This is a genomic window from Mesorhizobium sp. B1-1-1 (assembly GCF_006442955.1).
Lineage (GTDB): Bacteria > Pseudomonadota > Alphaproteobacteria > Rhizobiales > Rhizobiaceae > Mesorhizobium.
In genome coordinates this window covers 49,166-65,005 of the sequence record NZ_VFWW01000019.1, presented here as the reverse complement: position 1 = coordinate 65,005, position 15,840 = coordinate 49,166, and the positions used below count along the sequence as shown (strand labels likewise).

Genomic DNA, 15,840 nt, shown 5'->3' with positions numbered 1-15,840 from the left:
AGAAGTGAATGGGGAGTAGCGAATAGGGAAGAACGGCGTCGGCGCAATGGGATATCTGATCCCTGCTCGTCATTCGCTACTCCCTGTTCACTCTCCCAACCAAAGGGAGGGAGCGCATGACCAAGGTTGCAATCGTCACGGGCGGATCGCGCGGCATCGGCGCGGCAATATCGATGGCGCTGAAGGAAGCCGGCTATTCGGTTGCCGCCAACTACGCCGGCAATGATGAGGCGGCGAGCAAGTTCACGGCCACAACCGGCATCAAGACCTACAAATGGTCGGTCGCCGACTACGACGCCTGCGCCGCCGGCATCAAGCAGGTCGAGGCCGATCTGGGCCCGGTCGCGGTGCTGGTCAACAATGCCGGCATCACGCGCGACGCCATGTTCCACAAGCTGACGCGTGAGCAGTGGAAGGAGGTCATCGACACCAATCTCTCCGGCGTTTTCAACATGACGCATCCGCTGTGGAGCGGCATGCGCGACCGCAAGTTCGGCCGCGTCATCACCATCTCCTCCATCAATGGCCAGAAGGGCCAGGCCGGCCAGGTCAACTACTCCGCGGCCAAGGCCGGCGACATCGGTTTCTCGAAGGCTCTGGCCCAGGAAGGAGCCCGCGCGGGCATCACCGTCAACATCATCTGCCCAGGCTATATCGCCACCGAAATGGTCCGGGCGATCGATGAGAAGGTGCTCAACGAACGCATCATCCCGCTAATCCCGGTCGGGCGCCTCGGCGAGCCGGAGGAGATCGCGCGCTGCGTCGTCTTCCTCGCCTCCGAGGACGCCGGCTTCATCACGGGATCGACCATCACCGCCAATGGCGGCCAGTACTTCGCCTGAGGTCTCGCCGGGCTGCCGGCTTCCCGGTGCCGATTGAAGGAGGGCTCGTTCGCCATCCGCTTCGGATGTCCGTGACGCCGTCCGATGACGGCTGTCGGCCTGCTGTTCCAATCCGGCACGCAAAGGTTAATCGCGGCAGCGGGTATTGTGCAAAACTGCCTGGATAAGCTGTGCATTGTCGGTGGAAAACCTGTGCGTAACACTACATCTTGTCGTGAACAAACAGGGAAAATCCCGACATCGCCGATTCGTCGCCCTTTCGTTCCATGTTTGGCCGCAATGTTAACGAGAGCAGTTGCAATCGCCTATCAAACTGTTAATTTCTATTAAGAAAGTTCAACAATTTCATAAGCTTGGATGAAGCAAGGCGGGCTGCCACACGGCTTTGCCAGCGAAAGTTAACGGCGGCTCTCGCCTAGCATGAAACGGGCCAATTCCGTGATTCAGCATGTGGTAAGGATCATCAGCCAAAACTCCACATCTAGCCGTGAACAAAACCTGAATCCGGGCGAGTCAGCGATTCGTCGCCGATTCGTTCCAGACTCGTTCCAACCCTTAATCAGCAGCCGAACCGAAGCTCGACGGAGGTGACTTCGAACCGCCAGCGGAACATTCCGCTTTCGCTTCGCGCCTGAAATCCCTATGTGTCGCCTGTCATACGCGCCACCCGAGGCGTGCTCCCGACAATGAGAGGCCAGAAAGCCTTATTTCCGAGCGATGAACATCCATCCGAAACCCACCGAGCCGCTGATCCTGTCGGGTCGCGACGTGACTGCCGTGCTTGGGCCGACCAACACAGGCAAGACCCATCTCGCCATCGAGCGCATGGTGGCGCATGAAAGCGGCATCATCGGCCTGCCGCTCAGGCTCTTGGCGCGAGAGGTCTATACCCGCGTCTGCGAAAAGGTCGGTGCCCACAAGGTGGCGCTCATCACCGGCGAGGAGAAGATCCAGCCGCCAGGCGCCAGATATTCGGTCTGTACCGTCGAAGCCATGCCGCGCGAGACCGATGCCGCCTTCGTCGCCATCGACGAGGTGCAGCTTGCCGGGGACCTCGAGCGCGGCCACATCTTCACCGACCGCATCCTGCATCTGCGCGGCCGCCAGGAGACGCTGCTGCTCGGCGCCGCCACCATGCACGGCATCTTGCAGCGCCTGTTGAAAGGCGTCTCGGTGGTGACACGACCGCGGCTGTCACATCTGGCCTATGCCGGTTCGAAGAAGCTGACCCGCTTGCCCCGGCGCACAGCGATCGTCGCCTTCTCCGCCGACGAGGTCTATGCCATCGCCGAACTGATCCGGCGCCAGCAGGGCGGTGCGGCCGTCGTGCTTGGCGCGCTCTCGCCCCGCACCCGCAACGCCCAGGTGGCGCTGTTTCAGTCGGGCGACGTCGATTATCTCGTCGCCACCGATGCCATCGGCATGGGCCTTAACCTCGATCTCGACCATGTCGCCTTCGCCCAGAACCGCAAGTTCGACGGCTATCAGTATCGCAACCTGACGGCGGCCGAACTTGGCCAGATCGCCGGGCGCGCCGGCCGGCACCTGCGCGACGGCACCTTTGGCGTCACCGGCCAGGTCGACCCGCTGGACGAGGAATTGGTCAAGAAGATCGAAAGCCACGACTTCGACCCCGTGAAGGTTCTGCAGTGGCGCACAGCGCGTTTCAATTTCGCCAGCCTCGACGCGCTGAAGCGCTCGATCGAGACCAATGCCCCGGTGGAGGGCCTGACCCGTGCGCTGCCGGCAGTCGATGCGCAGGCGCTTGAGCACCTGTCGCGTGACGAGGACATCAGGGCGCTCGCCACCGACGCAAGGCGCGTCGCGCTGCTGTGGGACGCCTGCGCGCTCCCCGACTACCGCAAGATAGCGCCGGCCCAGCACGCCGACCTCATTGCGTCGATCTACATGGACCTCGCCAGGCATGGCCATGTCGACGAGAATTACATGGCCGAGCAGGTGCGTCGCGCCGACACCACCGAGGGCGACATCGATACGCTGTCGCATCGCATCGCCCAGATCCGCACCTGGACATTCGTGTCGAACCGGCCCGGCTGGCTGGCCGATCAGGCACACTGGCAGGAAAAGACGCGCGAAATCGAAGACAGATTGTCGGATGCGCTGCATGAGCGGTTGACGAAACGCTTCGTAGACCGCAGGACTTCCGTCCTCATGCGGCGCCTTAGAGAAAATACCATGCCTGAAGCCGAAATAAGCCCAACCGGAACCGTCCTCGTCGAAGGCCACCATGTCGGCGAGTTGCAGGGGTTCCGTTTCACCGCCGATCAGAGCGCTGGCGGCGAAGACGCCAAGGCCGTGCGCGCGGCCGCCCAGAAGGCGCTGGCGGCGGAGTTCGAGGCACGCGCCGAACGCTTCGGCGCCTGCGCCAATGGCGACATCGCGCTGGGTTCCGACGGCACGCTGCGCTGGATCGGCGCGCCGATCGGCACGCTTGTTGCCGGCGAGGACGCGCTGAAGCCGCGCCTGGTGCTTTTGGCCGATGAACAGCTGACCGGCCCAGCGCGTGACAAGGTCGCGGCGCGTGCCGAGCGCTTCGTCAATTTCCAGATCGAATCCCTGCTGAAGCCGCTGGTCGATTTGAAGAGTGCCGAGCAGATATCGGGTATCGGCCGCGGCATCGCCTTCCAGCTGGTCGAGAATTTCGGTCTTATCAATCGCCGCGACATCGCCGAGGAGATGAAGTCGCTCGACCAGGAAGGCCGCGCGGCATTGCGCCGGCTGGGCGTGCGCTTCGGCGCCTATCATGTCTTCGTGCCGGCGCTGATCAAGCCGGCGCCCGCGGGATTGGTGACGTTGCTGTGGGCGCTGAAAAACGACGGCAAGGACAAGCCCGGCTTCGGCGACGTCGTCCATGCGCTGGCATCGGGCCGCACCTCGGTGGTCATCGATCCGGCTTTCGACAAGGCCTTCTACAAGCTTGCCGGCTACCGCAATCTCGGCCGCCGCGCCGTGCGCATCGACATTCTGGAACGGCTGGCCGACCTGATCCGCCCGGCGACCAACTGGAAGCCCGGCCTCGGCCAGCGTCCGGATGGCGCCTATGACGGCCAGTCTTTCATGGTGACGCCGCCGATGATGTCGATTCTCGGCGCCACGGCCGATGACATGGAAGAAATCCTGAAAGGTCTTGGCTACCGTGCCGAGCCGAAGCCGGCGGCCGAAGTCAAGGCACGGCTGGAAGCGCAGGACAATGCCGCCCGGGAAGCCGTGGCGGCCAAGCTGGCAGCGGAAGAGGCCGCGCGCGCCGAGCAGGCCAAGGCGGCGGAGGCGGCAGCGATGGACACGCCTGAGGAGACATCGGCGGAAGATCCGCAAACTGCGACTGCCCAGACCGCCGTCGAAATTCCTGCTGAACCCATTGCGGAAGCGGCCGAAACTGTTGCGGAAGAACAACCCGAAGTTCCAGCCGAAGCTACGCAAGAGCTTGCGCCTGTAGCAGAAGCCGTGCCTGAGACTTCTGCCGCCGAAAGCGCCGACGCTCTCGCCTCCCCCTCGACGGGGGAGGTCGCGGAGCGAAGCGAGGGGGGTGACAGCGCCGACGCTCCCCAACAGGGACAGGATGAAGCCGGCGTGCCCGCTGCGGAAGCCGAAGAGCCTAAGCCGATCCTGTTGTGGCGGCAGGGCCGCTTCGACCAGCGGCCTCGTCACCGTCACCACGAGAACCGCGCCCGGCCGCGCAACGGCCAGGCGGCGCGCTCCGATGCCCCGGCGGATGCCGCTGTCGGCCAGCCCGGCACCCGGCCCGCCCATGAAGGGCGCCGCGATGGCGCCGGCAAGCCGCGTTTCGATCGCTCGAAGTTCAAGCCCAGGCCGCAAGGCGAAGGCGGGGAACGGCGGGAGGGAAAGCCGCAGGGCGAGCGTTCTGACCGCCGTGAGGGCCGGCCGGGCGGCAGGCCGGAAGGCAAGGGCGGCCCGCAAGGCGGCAAACCCTCGTTTCAGGCAAAACCGCGCGAGGAGCGCCCGGCGCGCTTCGATCCCGACTCTCCCTTCGCCAAGCTCGCCGCGTTGCGCGACCAGCTGAAGAAATAGCCGCACAGGATCCGATGGTCGCCCCGATGGCCACCGACCGCCAGCGTATCGACAAATGGCTGTTCTTCTCGCGCGCGGTGAAATCGCGCTCGCTGGCCGCCAAACTGGTCGTGGCCGGCCGGGTGCGCATCAATCGCGACAAAGCAGCGCAGGCCTCCGACCTGGTCAAGCCTGGCGACGTCCTGACCATCACGCTGGAGCGGCGCATCTTCATCTGGAAGGTGCTCGATGCGGGAAGCCGGCGCGGCCCCGCCGTGGAGGCACGCACGCTCTACGAAGACATGTCGCCGCCTGCCGCACCGACGGGCGAGGCGCCTCCCGACGCGATCCCAGGGCTGCGCGAGGCCGGAAGCGGCCGCCCCACGAAGAAGGAGCGCCGCGAGACCGACCGCTTGCTTGGCGACGACTGACCGCCGGTGTACGGAGGCATGTATGTTCTTCCACGCCGCCGACACAACGGTCCGAGCACATGACCGATGCCCGCCATTGCCGAGCCGTTGGAATTCCATTCCGGCAATGCCGGCATGGCCGGAATGGCCGCCCTTGCAAGCGGGCGCCAAAGGCGTTACCTCACGGAAAAAGCCAACAAAAACGGGACGTCCCGGAGCAGATCGATGACCTATGTCGTGACCGACAATTGCATCAAATGCAAATATATGGACTGCATCGAGGTCTGTCCGGTCGACTGTTTCTACGAGGGCGAGAACATGCTCGTCATCCATCCCGACGAGTGCATTGACTGCGGTGTCTGCGAACCGGAATGCCCCGCCGACGCGATCAAGCCCGATACTGAGTCGGGCCTCGACAAATGGCTGCAGATAAACACCGAATACGCTGAGAAATGGCCTAATATCACCGCCAAGAAGGAGCCGCCGGCCGACGCCAAGGCCTTCGATGGCGAGGCCGGCAAGTTCGAGAAATATTTCTCGGCTGAACCCGGAGAAGGCGACTGACAGCGCTGCCGTTTCAACCGGCATGACGCGGCGTAAGAGGTACGGCCTATTAACCGCCTTGACAGGCGGCGTGAACCTGTGGCCTTCGCTTATGCAGCAAAACCTTGATTCTTCCGACTTTTTGTGTTACATGAGCGAAACATGCCGGTGACACAACGTCGATTTATGGCGCTAACGCCCCAAATCACTGAAAGGTGAAAATCCCATATCGGACCAGAGCGATCTGGGCCAGGCGATCGCAATCGTGCGGTTTGCCGGTCCCGGCTTTTCCGGTGGGTTCATCTGTTGTGCGGCTAATGATCGGTAACCCGATCGCGCGAGTTCAGCCGGCACCGCCGCCGGCCCACAACAAGGAGTTCAGGGCGTAATGGCAACGATCACCCCGCAGAAGAAGTCCACCGCTGCACGTCACGGTTTCAAGACCGGCGAGTACATCGTCTATCCGGCGCATGGTGTCGGCCAGATCGTCTCGATCGACGAGCAGGAAGTGGCCGGGCACAAGCTGGAACTGTTCGTCATCGATTTCCAGAAGGACAAGATGCGCCTCAAGGTGCCGGTCGCCAAGGCAACCTCGATCGGCATGCGCAAGCTGTCGGAAGAGGATTATGTCGAACGCGCCCTGAAGGTCGTGCAAGGCCGCGCCCGCGTCAAGCGCACCATGTGGTCGCGTCGCGCGCAGGAATATGATGCCAAGATCAATTCCGGCGACCTGATCTCGATCTCGGAAGTTGTTCGCGACCTCTACCGCGCCGACAACCAGCCGGAGCAGTCCTATTCCGAACGCCAGCTCTACGAAGCCGCGCTCGACCGCATGGCCCGCGAGATCGCCGCTGTCAACCGCATGTCGGAAACCGAAGCCGTGCGTTTGATCGAGGTCAATCTCAACAAGGGCCCTAAGCGCGGCGCCAAGGCCGACAATGAGGAAGCCGAGCAGGAAGAAGCTGCCTGAGGCCTTGCGCCTTTTGAGTTTTTGAAAAACCCGGTCTTGCGCCGGGTTTTTTGTTGCAGGCAATATTTGGAAAGTTGGTGCACGCCCTCGGCGTGCAATCGTCACAGGAACGTTAGGCGGGTCGCTTCCTTCTTGCCTTGGGCGAAACCGGCACGGGCCGCGGGGATGCGGGTCGCCAGATCCATCTGGTTGGTGCCCATTGCGGCGCGGGAATCGACGTCAGGCGTGATCACCACCACCCGGCTGCCCTGCTGGAGCAGGGCTTCGACCTCGCTTGCAAGGTCCGCGCCCGGCGGTCTGCGCAGGCCCTCGAACTGGCCTTCCGGTAGCGGCCCGCTCCGTCCGCTGAACGGCGAGAGCACGATCACGTTCGCATAGCCCGAGGCAAGGTCGGCATTATCGGCGGAGCGCACGCCACCGGAGATGTAGCGGACGCCATTGATGCTGTGCGTAGGCCCCGCACCGGGCAGCGCGGTGCTCGCGGTGGCCGCGTCAACCAGATCGACGCCGGAATCGCGGTCGAACGCAGCCAGTTCACCGGTAAGCGCGTCGACGGCCACCACGATCATCGGCCTTTCCGGCCATTCATGGCGAGGCAATCTGGCGGCGACCAGCGCGCGCCGCTGTTTGGCCACTTCAGGTCCGAATTTGACATCGCTCTCCAATCCGAATGCGCCCATCGCCCGTTGCAGATCGGCTGCCGAGGTAGCGGCGGCGGAAATGGAACGCATCCGCTCGAATACACTATCCATCGGCGGCAACGGCGGTTGACGGCTCGGTCCGGCCGGTTGAACCGGCAGCGGGGACAGCACCGCGGCCAGCAGCTCGCCCGGCGGTATGCCGCTGCGCACCTGCACTGCCGCATTGGCGCCTGCCGAGGTTCCGATCACCAGATCGGCGGCCTCGGTCAGATCGACACCAGTGTCGGCGAGGCCCGCGATGATGCCGATCAGCCAGGCATTTCCGGCGGCCCCGCCACCACCGAGAACAAGAGCAACGTTGCGAACCATCGGCCCCACTATTGCAGCGCATGGACACGCCCGTCCATCGAAATAGAAACACCGTGCCTGACGGCGGCTCACGAGGATAAATGCCCGGCAGGGAGCAAGCGCAGCGCAGGCCTAGGACGAGAAATTGCCGCCTTCTCCCCCACCCTCCTTCTCCGCCATTTCCTGCTTTAGCGTCGCGATGAACCGTCTTGTCCGTTCGCGCTCCGGATTGCCGAACAGCACCGCCGCGGGGCCCTTTTCGACGACAATGCCGGCCTCGAGGAACACCACCTCGCGAGCGATCTTTGAAGCAAGCCGCAGATCGTGCGTGGCCATCACCATCGTCGTCCCCTCGCTGGCGAGCCGGCCGAGCACGTCGACGACTTCCTGCGCCAGTTCCGGGTCGAGCGCGGAGGTCGGCTCGTCGCACAAAAGCACCTTTGGCGACGGCGCCAGCGCCCGGGCGATCGCTACCCGCTGCTGCTGGCCGCCCGACAGCGTTGCCGGCCAGGCATCGACCTTGTGCGCCATGCCGACCTTTTCCAGCAGCGCGAGCGCCCGTTCGCGCGCCCGTGCCTGCGGCCACTTCAGCACCGTCACCAGCCCTTCCATGACGTTCTCGATCGCGGTGCGATGCGGGAACAGTTGGAAGTTCTGGAACACCATGCCGGTCTGCAGCCGCAGCCGCTGAATGTCCCGGGCCGCCACCTTCGCTCCCGGATGGAACTCCAGCGCCTGATCGCCGATACGCACTGTGCCCGAAGTTGGGATCTCAAGCAGGTTGATGCAGCGCAGCAGCGTACTTTTGCCACCACCCGAAGGACCGACCAGCGCGGTGACGCTGCCTTCGGCGATGGTAACCGTCACGCCCTTCAGCACGAGATTGTCCCCGAAGCGCTTTTCGATGTTGGCAAGGTCGATCACGAGCGCGCCTCCAGGAACCCGCCATAGCGATTGAGCCGCGCCTCCAGCCGCGTCTGCAAGGCCGACAGCACCGAACTCATCGCCAGATAGAGGATAGCCGCCTCGACATAGAGGATCAGCGGCTCATAGGTGGTGGCGACGATGCGCTGCGCGGCCTGGAACATTTCCGGCACGGTGATGGCGGCGGCCAGCGACGTGTCCTTGACCAGCGAGATGAAGGTGTTGGAGAGCGGCGGCACCGCCACGCGCCCGGCCTGCGGCAAGATGGTGCGGCGCATCGCCTGGCTCCAGGTCATGCCGATCGAATAGGCCGCCTCCCATTGCCCCTTTGGCACCGCGCCTATCGCCGCGCGAACGATTTCCGACGAATAGGCGCCGATATTGAGCGTGAAGCCGATCAACGCCGCGGGAAACGCGTCAAGCAGGATGCCGGCCGAGGGCAGGCCGTAGAAGATCAGGAACAGCTGCACCAGGAGCGGCGTGCCGCGGAATATCCACACGTAGAAGCGCGCCACCGCGACCAGGGGCATTGGCCCGAAGAGCCGGATCAGCGCGGTTCCGAGACCGACGCTCAAGCCAAGCACAAAGGACAGGAGCGTCAGCGGTACGGTGAAGATCAACGCGGCCCACAGCAGCGAAGGCAGCGATTCCAGCATGAGTTGCAGCCAGTGCGGCACGAAAGGCTCCTTCTTGCGACTGCCGTATATCACGCGAAAGGCGGCGGGCCGTCAAAACGGTCCGCCGCCGGGCGATGTCGCGCGGGCCGCCAACGGCCCGGCCGTAAATTACTTCGAAACGTCCTGGCCGAAATACTTGTCTGCGATCTTCTGATAGGTACCGTCGGCCTTGATGTCGGCCAGGGCCTTGTTGATCGCGGCAACCAGTTCCGGATCGCCCTTGCGAACGATGACGCCGGAATAGTCGGCGTTCTCTTCCTGGGCCGCGATCTTCACATTGGCATCCGGCTTGTGCTTCTTGAAGTCGAGGAAGGACAGGCTGTCATTGATGGTTGCGTCGGCGCGGCCGGTCAGAAGCAGCTGGATCGACTGGTCGAACCCGTCGGTGCCGACCAGTTCGGCGCCGTTGGCCTCGGCCAGTTTGCCGAAATTCGAAGTCAGCGACTGCGCCGACTTCTTGCCCTTGAGATCGGCGAAACTCTTGATGTCGGTGTTGTCGCCGCGCACGATCAGCACTGCCTTGGAGGCGATGTAGGGGTCGGAGAAATCGTATTTCGCCTTGCGGGCGTCGGTGATGCCGACTTCGTTGATGACCGCGTCATAGCGGTTGGCATCGAGGCCCGCGATCAGCCCGTCCCATTTGCCCTCGAGGAACTCTACCTTCACGCCGAGCTTGTCGCCGATCGCCTTGGCGATTTCGACATCGAAGCCGACCAGCGCTCCGCCGGCATCATGATAGGTAAAGGGTGCGTAGGTGCCCTCCGTGCCGACCTTGATGACGCCGGCCTGCTTGATCTGGTCGAGATTGGCGCCGGCATAGCCTGCGGTAACAGCCAGAACCTGCAAAGTTCCGGCGACGATGAGCGACTTGAGCCATTTCATTTTTCTGTGATCCCGTCCTGGCCTGATATCCGGCATGGTGTGTGAGCGCTGGAAATTGACAGATGTGAGTTGAAAAAATAAGGAATGAGATTTCAAAAACATCCATTATTCGGAATCGGATTCTACCACTGACGTTTCTGGCGGTGCCTCGAACCCGCCCGGAGTTTTTTCGCGCAGCCTCCACGCCGCGCCGCCGGCGGCGGAACCTTTCCCGCGCATGGCACGTTTTGCGTTCGTTGTAGGGCAGGACGCCGTCATTTCAAGTCGAGCGGCTGCCGGGTTTCGAAATGACATCCGTATCGCCAGAGCCAGGGAGTGCCTCATGATGGAAGACACGGCAGGACGGATCATGGTCCGCGCGGCAATGAGGGCTCCCTATCTCGAACGCGACGAGGAGTTGCGGCTGGCGCTGCGCTGGAAAAAGGACAACGACCAGAACGCGCTGCACAGCATCACCGTGGCGCATATGCGCCTGGTCATTTCCATGGCCTCCAAATTCCGTCATTACGGCCTGCCGCTTGGCGATCTGGTCCAGGAGGGCCATGTCGGCCTGCTCGAGGCCGCGGCCCGTTTCGAGCCGGAGCGCGAAGTGCGGTTTTCGACCTATGCGACCTGGTGGATCCGGGCCTCGATGCAGGACTACATCCTGCGCAACTGGTCGATCGTGCGCGGCGGCACCAGCTCGGCGCAAAAGGCTCTGTTCTTCAACCTGCGGCGCCTGCGCGCCCGGCTGGCGAACGGCGCCGCGGAGCCGCTGTCGAACAGGACGTTGTACCGCGAGGTTTCAGCGGCCCTCGGCGTCTCCGAAGCCGATGTCGCGCTGATGGATTCGCGGCTCTCGGCGCCCGACTCCTCCCTCAATGTCCCGCTTGCCGACGATGGGGGCGCGACCGAGCGGATGGACTTCCTCGTGTCGGACGATCCCTTGCCCGACGAGGTCGTCAGCGACACCATCGATATCGAACGCCGCTCGATGTGGCTGAAGGCGGCGCTTGCCGCACTCAACGCGCGTGAGCTGCGCATCATCGAGGAGCGTCGGCTGAGCGACGAGGGCGCGACGCTCGAAGCGCTCGGCGAGACGCTTGGCATTTCCAAGGAACGCGTGCGCCAGATCGAGGCCCGCGCCATGGAAAAGCTGAAAGTGGCGCTGGTGAAGCAGAACCCGGAATTCCTCGCCACCGCCGCCTAAATCCATTCCAGGAAAACTACCTAGAAGTTTCTCGTCCCAAAAACGAGAGAGCGGGTCAGCGCCGACTATCGGCTATTTGTCGGTGACGATCTTGACCTTGTCGCCGGCCGAAACCGCAGCCCCCGGCGACAGCGCGTTGAGCACCCGGAACAGGTCGAGTTTGCGGTCGACGCCGACCATCTGCGCCGAAAGCGAACCCATCGTCTGCCCCGGCTGGACGGTGACCACGCGGATATGCAGCGGCTTCAGCGCCGCCTTTTCGGCGGCACTCAGAATGCGGAACGAGCCGCTGACGGAACGCGCCACGGTGTCGAGCGACGTGCTGGCGGATGGTGCCGCCGTCAGCAGCCGGTAGACCTGGCCGCCGGCGCGGATTACCGCGATATCGAACTGCCAGCCTTCGGCGCCTGCATGCGCCGTCGCCGCCTCGTTGCCGTTGATCGTTTCCTGCCTGACGCTCGCGTCGTCGAGACCGGCCACCCAGCCGCTCCTGATATAATCGGTCAGCGCACGGTTCTTGTCGATCGACACGCCGTCGAAGCGGATCGCAATGTCGCCCGGCCCGGTCGCCGTCACGGCGGCGGCCGAATTGTCGATGATGAAGCCCTCCGGCACCGAGAAGGACACGCCCAGGCCCGGATGCAGAAAGGTCTCGCCGCGCACATACCCTTCTTCCGGCGTGTCGCCGTAGAGCAGGCCGTCTATCCCGGCGAGGAAGGCGTCGCGATCGCGGGTGCCGACGCCCGGCGGGCCGAACTGGCGGGCATGGCGTTGCGCAAGGTCGATACGCTGCGGCGTATTGGGATGCGTTGCCAGGAAATCGAGGCTGGCGTCGGTGGCGCCGCTGATCGAGCGGAAATCGGTGTAGGCCGACATGGACTGCAAGAAGCGGCCGGCGGCGTAAGGATCGTAGCCGGCTTCGCCGATCGACTTGATGCCGATCGCGTCGGCCTCCAGTTCCTGGTTGCGCGAAAACTGCGCCAGTCTCAGCTTGCCGCGGATCAGCGCCGCCTTGGCGGTCGGGCTGTCGCCGAGCACGTCGGAAACAACCTTGGTGGCGAGCCCCTCCTCGGCCTCGAGCTGCTGGCGCTGCAGGCCGTGGTTAGCGGTGACGTGGCCCATCTCATGCGCGATGACGGCGGCGAGCTCGGCCGAATCATTGGCCAGCGCCAGCAGGCCGCGCGTGACGTAGAGGTAGCCGCCCGGCAGTGCGAAGGCATTGACGTTGGGCGAATTGAGGATGGTGATACGATAGGTCTGGGTCGGGTTGGCCGACACCACCGTCAGGCTGCCTACGACCTTGGCGACCATGCGCTCGAGCTTGGGATCGGAGTATTCGCCGCCATAGGTCGCCAGGATGCGTGGATGCTGCGCCTTGGCCAGTTCGGCCAATTTGTTATTGGCCGCGACATTGTCGACCGTGATCGGTTTGTCGGAAGGCTGGAAGCCGGATTCCTGGACTTCCGGAGGTGTGAACATCTGGCAGCTTGCCAGGGCCACGACAAAGCCGGCCAGCGCCAGAAAGCGCGCCAGCATTTTCCCTCTTGGTCTTTCCGTGCCGGTCGGCAGAACGGCTTCCTTTCGGGTCTGGCGCATGCCCGCGAAAATCGGGGCGATCCTCGCAAGGGCTCATGCGCAAATCAAAGCATTACAGCATCCACGCCATACCAACGCGCGGCGGATGCTGCAGGCAAATCACGGCCTGCACCGGACCGGTACAGGGCGGACCTAGCCACACTACCTCTGTCATGGCAAGCAATCGCCCCGTCGCCAGGAGCCGGTTTGAGCGTAAATTATGTCCGCTTCCGGGCAATATCTCGTGATCCAGCCTCCCAGGCGCTTGTGCCAACATAGCGCCGGAAAACTTCAGGACCAGCCCCGGCAAAGAAATCATCCGCCTTGCCCTTGGCGGCAACCATGCCGTTGTCGAGGAACACCACCTCCTCACAAATACGGCGTGCGTCCTGTGGCTGATGCGTGACGAACAGCAGCGTCATGCCCCGCTCGGCATGCACGTCGGCGACAAGATCGAGCATGTCGTCGCGCAAGGCCGGTCCGAGTGAAGCGAAAGGCTCGTCCAGAAGAAGCACCGGGCGGTTGCGAACCAGCACGCGCGCCAATGCGACACGCTGGCGTTCGCCTCCCGAAAGTTCGCGCGGCAGGCGTCTTTCCTTGCCCGCGAGGCCGGTGCGCGCGATCGCCTCCGCGATGTCAGCGCGGTCGGCCTCGGTCAGCCGCAGCGAGGGCGAGCGGCCGAGCCCGACATTCTCTTCGACCGAAAGATGGGCAAAAAGATTGTTTTCCTGGAACACCATCGACACCGGCCGCGCCGAAGGCGGCGCCGCGCCGACATCGGCGCCGCCGATCAGCACGCGGCCAGCCTGCGGCGTCTCGAAGCCCGCCACCAGATTGAGCAGCGTCGACTTGCCCGAGCCGCTCGGCCCCATGATGGCGGTAATTTTCGACGCGGCGAAATCGACATCGAAAACGAGCGGCGCGTCGCCGTAGCTGAACGAGACCGTGTCCAGCCGCACCTCGGCTCCCCTTGTCGCACCATTGGTGGCGCCCGCAGCCATCAGTCTCGTTCTCCCCTTCCCAGCCCGCTCGCCGCCACCACAAGCGCAAGGCAGACCAGACCGAGCAGCAGCGCCAGGCCGGCGGCGTCCTCGGTACGGTAGCTGCCCATGCGCGCCAGGAGAAGGTAGGGCAAGGTCTGCACGGAATCACTGCCGAACAATGCGATGACGCCGAGATCGCCAAGCGACAGCGCCATGGCAAACGCGAAAGCGGTGGCCAGCGGCCGTCGCAGCGAGGGCCAGTCGACCAGCCGCAACCGGGCCCAGCCCGCTATTCCCAGAAGCGCGCAGAGCCGCTCATGGCGCTCGCTCGCCGCATCATAGGCGGGGCGGATGGCACGGATGGCGAAAGGCATCGCCATGACTGCATTGACAGTGACGACCATGACCGGGGCTATGGCAAAGACATCGCCGACATGGCGCAGCAGAAGGAACCAGCCGGCGCCGATGACGATGGGCGGCACGACCAGGACGAAGCCGGCACCGGTGTCGGTGGCGTGTTCGAGCACGGTCCGCGGACCGGAGCGGCGCTTCAGGGCCAGCACGCGGCGCGCCATGGCGAGCGAAAGCGACAGCGCAACCGACAGCAGCGCCGACAGGAAAGCCAGCACGGCGCTGGTCAGCGTCGCCTGCCGCACCGCCGCTTCGCCGGCGAGACGACCGAGGTCGGCGCCGAGGCCTGACATCACCGTCGCCGTCATCGGCCCGGCGACGAACAAAAGGGCCAGCACGACGAGCGCGGCATTCAGCGCGGCCTCGGTCCTGCCGGCCGAGACGTAGCGGCGCGGCGCCACCGGCAGATTGGCGTCACCGGTGGTGTTGGCGCCGAGCCGCGTCAACGCCAGCACCACGACAAAGGTCAGCGCGATCTGCAGCAGCGTCAGCGCCACCGCCCGCGCGGGATCGAAATCGAAACGCAGAGCCTGGTAGATGCCGACCTCCAGCGTCGTCGCGCCGGGGCCACCGCCCAGCGTCAGCACGATCGTGAAGGATGTGATGCAGAGCATGAACACCAGGCCGGCGACGCCCGGCAGAGCGGCGCGCAGTGTCGGCCACTCGATCAGCCGGAAAGCCGGTGCGGCACCCATGCCGAGCTGGCTCGCCAGCCGCCATTGGTCGGCTTGGATGGTTTGCAGCGCTTCGAGGAACAGCCGCGTGGCCAGCGGCAGGTTGAAGAAGACATGAGCAACGAGGATGCCGGAGAGGCCATAGATGCCCGGCCAATTGTAACCGCCGACGGCACCAAGAAAGCCGGCGAAATAGCCGGCGCGGCCATAGAGCGCCAGGATGCCGAGCGCCGCCACGATCGCCGGCAGCGCCAACGGCAGGGCGAAGAGCTGGAGGATGAAGCCGCGGCCGGGAAAGCGCGGATGCCGCGACAGCGCGCGAGCCACGAACAGGGCCGGCGCCACCGACAACAGCGTCGAAAGCGCCGCCTGCCACAACGTAAAGCGCACGACGCGCAGGAGATAAGGATCGAAGGCTGCCCAGGCTCCGGAGAAATCGTTCGCGCCTTCGAAAAGAAGACCCGCAAACGCGCCGCCGATCAGGAGCCCGATCGCCGCAAGCGCGAGGATACCGGCGGAGATGCGGGGGTCAGACGCGCGCTGCACGCTGCGCCACCCAAAGGACCTTTAGCGAGCGTCGCGTTCCTTCGCGCCCCCCTCTGTCCTGCCGGACATCTCCCCCACTTGGGGAGAGATTGGCTGCTTCAGCGCTCCACCCTCTCCTGTGACGTCGCCAATTGGCGAAAGCCGTCGTGACGGCCAATCTCCCCCCTCGTGGGGGAGATGTCCGGCAGGACAGTGG

Annotated in this window: 13 protein-coding genes; 6 read left to right on the top strand and 7 right to left on the bottom strand. The window is 64.3% G+C overall.

The annotated features are described in order from the left end of the window. The first annotated feature begins 116 nt into the window (after positions 1-116). The 5 genes from phbB to FJ986_RS29045 all read left to right on the top strand — a co-directional run bounded on the left by phbB (position 117) and on the right by FJ986_RS29045 (position 6,794). Positions 117-842: an acetoacetyl-CoA reductase gene (gene phbB / locus FJ986_RS29065; RefSeq protein WP_140493339.1), complete on the top strand. Its 726-nt coding sequence runs from the start codon at positions 117-119 to the stop codon at positions 840-842. 717 nt (positions 843-1,559) lie between these two features. Continuing rightward, positions 1,560-4,892 carry a helicase-related protein gene (locus FJ986_RS29060; RefSeq protein ID WP_140676705.1) on the top strand — a complete coding sequence of 1,111 codons (3,333 nt, stop codon included), beginning with the start codon at positions 1,560-1,562 and terminating at the stop codon, positions 4,890-4,892. Positions 4,893-4,918: 26 nt separating this feature from the next. Next, positions 4,919-5,302 (top strand): RNA-binding S4 domain-containing protein, encoded by a 384-nt coding sequence (locus FJ986_RS29055; RefSeq protein ID WP_140517614.1) that lies wholly within the window; start codon positions 4,919-4,921, stop codon positions 5,300-5,302. Between the two features lie 204 nt (positions 5,303-5,506). Next, positions 5,507-5,845: a ferredoxin FdxA gene (fdxA, locus tag FJ986_RS29050; protein WP_140493333.1), complete on the top strand. Its 339-nt coding sequence runs from the start codon at positions 5,507-5,509 to the stop codon at positions 5,843-5,845. A gap of 367 nt (positions 5,846-6,212) precedes the next feature. Then, positions 6,213-6,794, top strand: coding sequence for a CarD family transcriptional regulator (locus FJ986_RS29045; protein ID WP_006327799.1), 582 nt, complete (start codon positions 6,213-6,215; stop codon positions 6,792-6,794). Positions 6,795-6,895: 101 nt separating this feature from the next. On the opposite strand, the gene FJ986_RS29040 is transcribed toward FJ986_RS29045, so the two are convergent. From FJ986_RS29040 to FJ986_RS29025, 4 genes are all read right to left on the bottom strand, one after another. Continuing rightward, on the bottom strand, positions 6,896-7,804 hold the full coding sequence (locus FJ986_RS29040) for a patatin-like phospholipase family protein (RefSeq protein ID WP_140580078.1): 909 nt from the start codon (positions 7,802-7,804) through the stop codon (positions 6,896-6,898). A gap of 111 nt (positions 7,805-7,915) precedes the next feature. Then, positions 7,916-8,707, bottom strand: a complete 792-nt coding sequence (locus tag FJ986_RS29035; protein WP_140554933.1) for an amino acid ABC transporter ATP-binding protein — start codon at positions 8,705-8,707, stop codon at positions 7,916-7,918. Continuing rightward, entirely contained in the window at positions 8,704-9,384 is a 681-nt protein-coding gene (locus FJ986_RS29030) for an ABC transporter permease subunit (protein WP_140493321.1), read from the bottom strand. Before FJ986_RS29030 ends, FJ986_RS29035 begins: the two co-directional genes overlap by 4 nt. Before the next feature lie 108 nt (positions 9,385-9,492). Beyond that, positions 9,493-10,266: an amino acid ABC transporter substrate-binding protein gene (locus FJ986_RS29025; RefSeq protein ID WP_140493318.1), complete on the bottom strand. Its 774-nt coding sequence runs from the start codon at positions 10,264-10,266 to the stop codon at positions 9,493-9,495. 322 nt (positions 10,267-10,588) lie between these two features. Here FJ986_RS29025 and FJ986_RS29020 point away from each other — a divergent pair, with 322 nt between their 5' ends. Continuing rightward, on the top strand, positions 10,589-11,455 hold the full coding sequence (locus FJ986_RS29020) for an RNA polymerase factor sigma-32 (protein WP_140517570.1): 867 nt from the start codon (positions 10,589-10,591) through the stop codon (positions 11,453-11,455). A 72-nt stretch (positions 11,456-11,527) separates the two neighbouring features. Here FJ986_RS29020 and FJ986_RS29015 read toward each other — a convergent pair whose 3' ends face one another. The 3 genes from FJ986_RS29015 to thiP all read right to left on the bottom strand — a co-directional run bounded on the left by FJ986_RS29015 (position 11,528) and on the right by thiP (position 15,644). Continuing rightward, on the bottom strand, positions 11,528-12,991 hold the full coding sequence (locus FJ986_RS29015; protein WP_140493312.1) for a M48 family metalloprotease: 1,464 nt from the start codon (positions 12,989-12,991) through the stop codon (positions 11,528-11,530). 257 nt (positions 12,992-13,248) lie between these two features. Further along, on the bottom strand, positions 13,249-14,031 hold the full coding sequence (thiQ, locus tag FJ986_RS29010) for a thiamine ABC transporter ATP-binding protein (protein WP_140627990.1): 783 nt from the start codon (positions 14,029-14,031) through the stop codon (positions 13,249-13,251). Beyond that, a complete protein-coding gene (gene thiP / locus FJ986_RS29005) occupies positions 14,031-15,644 on the bottom strand; it encodes a thiamine/thiamine pyrophosphate ABC transporter permease (protein WP_140580080.1) in 1,614 nt (537 codons plus the stop codon). The genes thiQ and thiP overlap by 1 nt, the downstream gene beginning before the upstream one ends. Positions 15,645-15,840 lie beyond the last annotated feature (196 nt).

Coding starts and splice junctions, on each gene's coding strand:
- phbB (WP_140493339.1), top strand. CDS start 117: ATGACCAAGGTTGCAATCGTCACGGGCGGATCGCGCGGCATCGGCGCG.
- FJ986_RS29060 (WP_140676705.1), top strand. CDS start 1,560: ATGAACATCCATCCGAAACCCACCGAGCCGCTGATCCTGTCGGGTCGC.
- FJ986_RS29055 (WP_140517614.1), top strand. CDS start 4,919: ATGGCCACCGACCGCCAGCGTATCGACAAATGGCTGTTCTTCTCGCGC.
- fdxA (WP_140493333.1), top strand. CDS start 5,507: ATGACCTATGTCGTGACCGACAATTGCATCAAATGCAAATATATGGAC.
- FJ986_RS29045 (WP_006327799.1), top strand. CDS start 6,213: ATGGCAACGATCACCCCGCAGAAGAAGTCCACCGCTGCACGTCACGGT.
- FJ986_RS29040 (WP_140580078.1), bottom strand. CDS start 7,804: ATGGTTCGCAACGTTGCTCTTGTTCTCGGTGGTGGCGGGGCCGCCGGA.
- FJ986_RS29025 (WP_140493318.1), bottom strand. CDS start 10,266: ATGAAATGGCTCAAGTCGCTCATCGTCGCCGGAACTTTGCAGGTTCTG.
- FJ986_RS29020 (WP_140517570.1), top strand. CDS start 10,589: ATGATGGAAGACACGGCAGGACGGATCATGGTCCGCGCGGCAATGAGG.
- FJ986_RS29015 (WP_140493312.1), bottom strand. CDS start 12,991: ATGCTGGCGCGCTTTCTGGCGCTGGCCGGCTTTGTCGTGGCCCTGGCA.
- thiQ (WP_140627990.1), bottom strand. CDS start 14,031: ATGGCTGCGGGCGCCACCAATGGTGCGACAAGGGGAGCCGAGGTGCGG.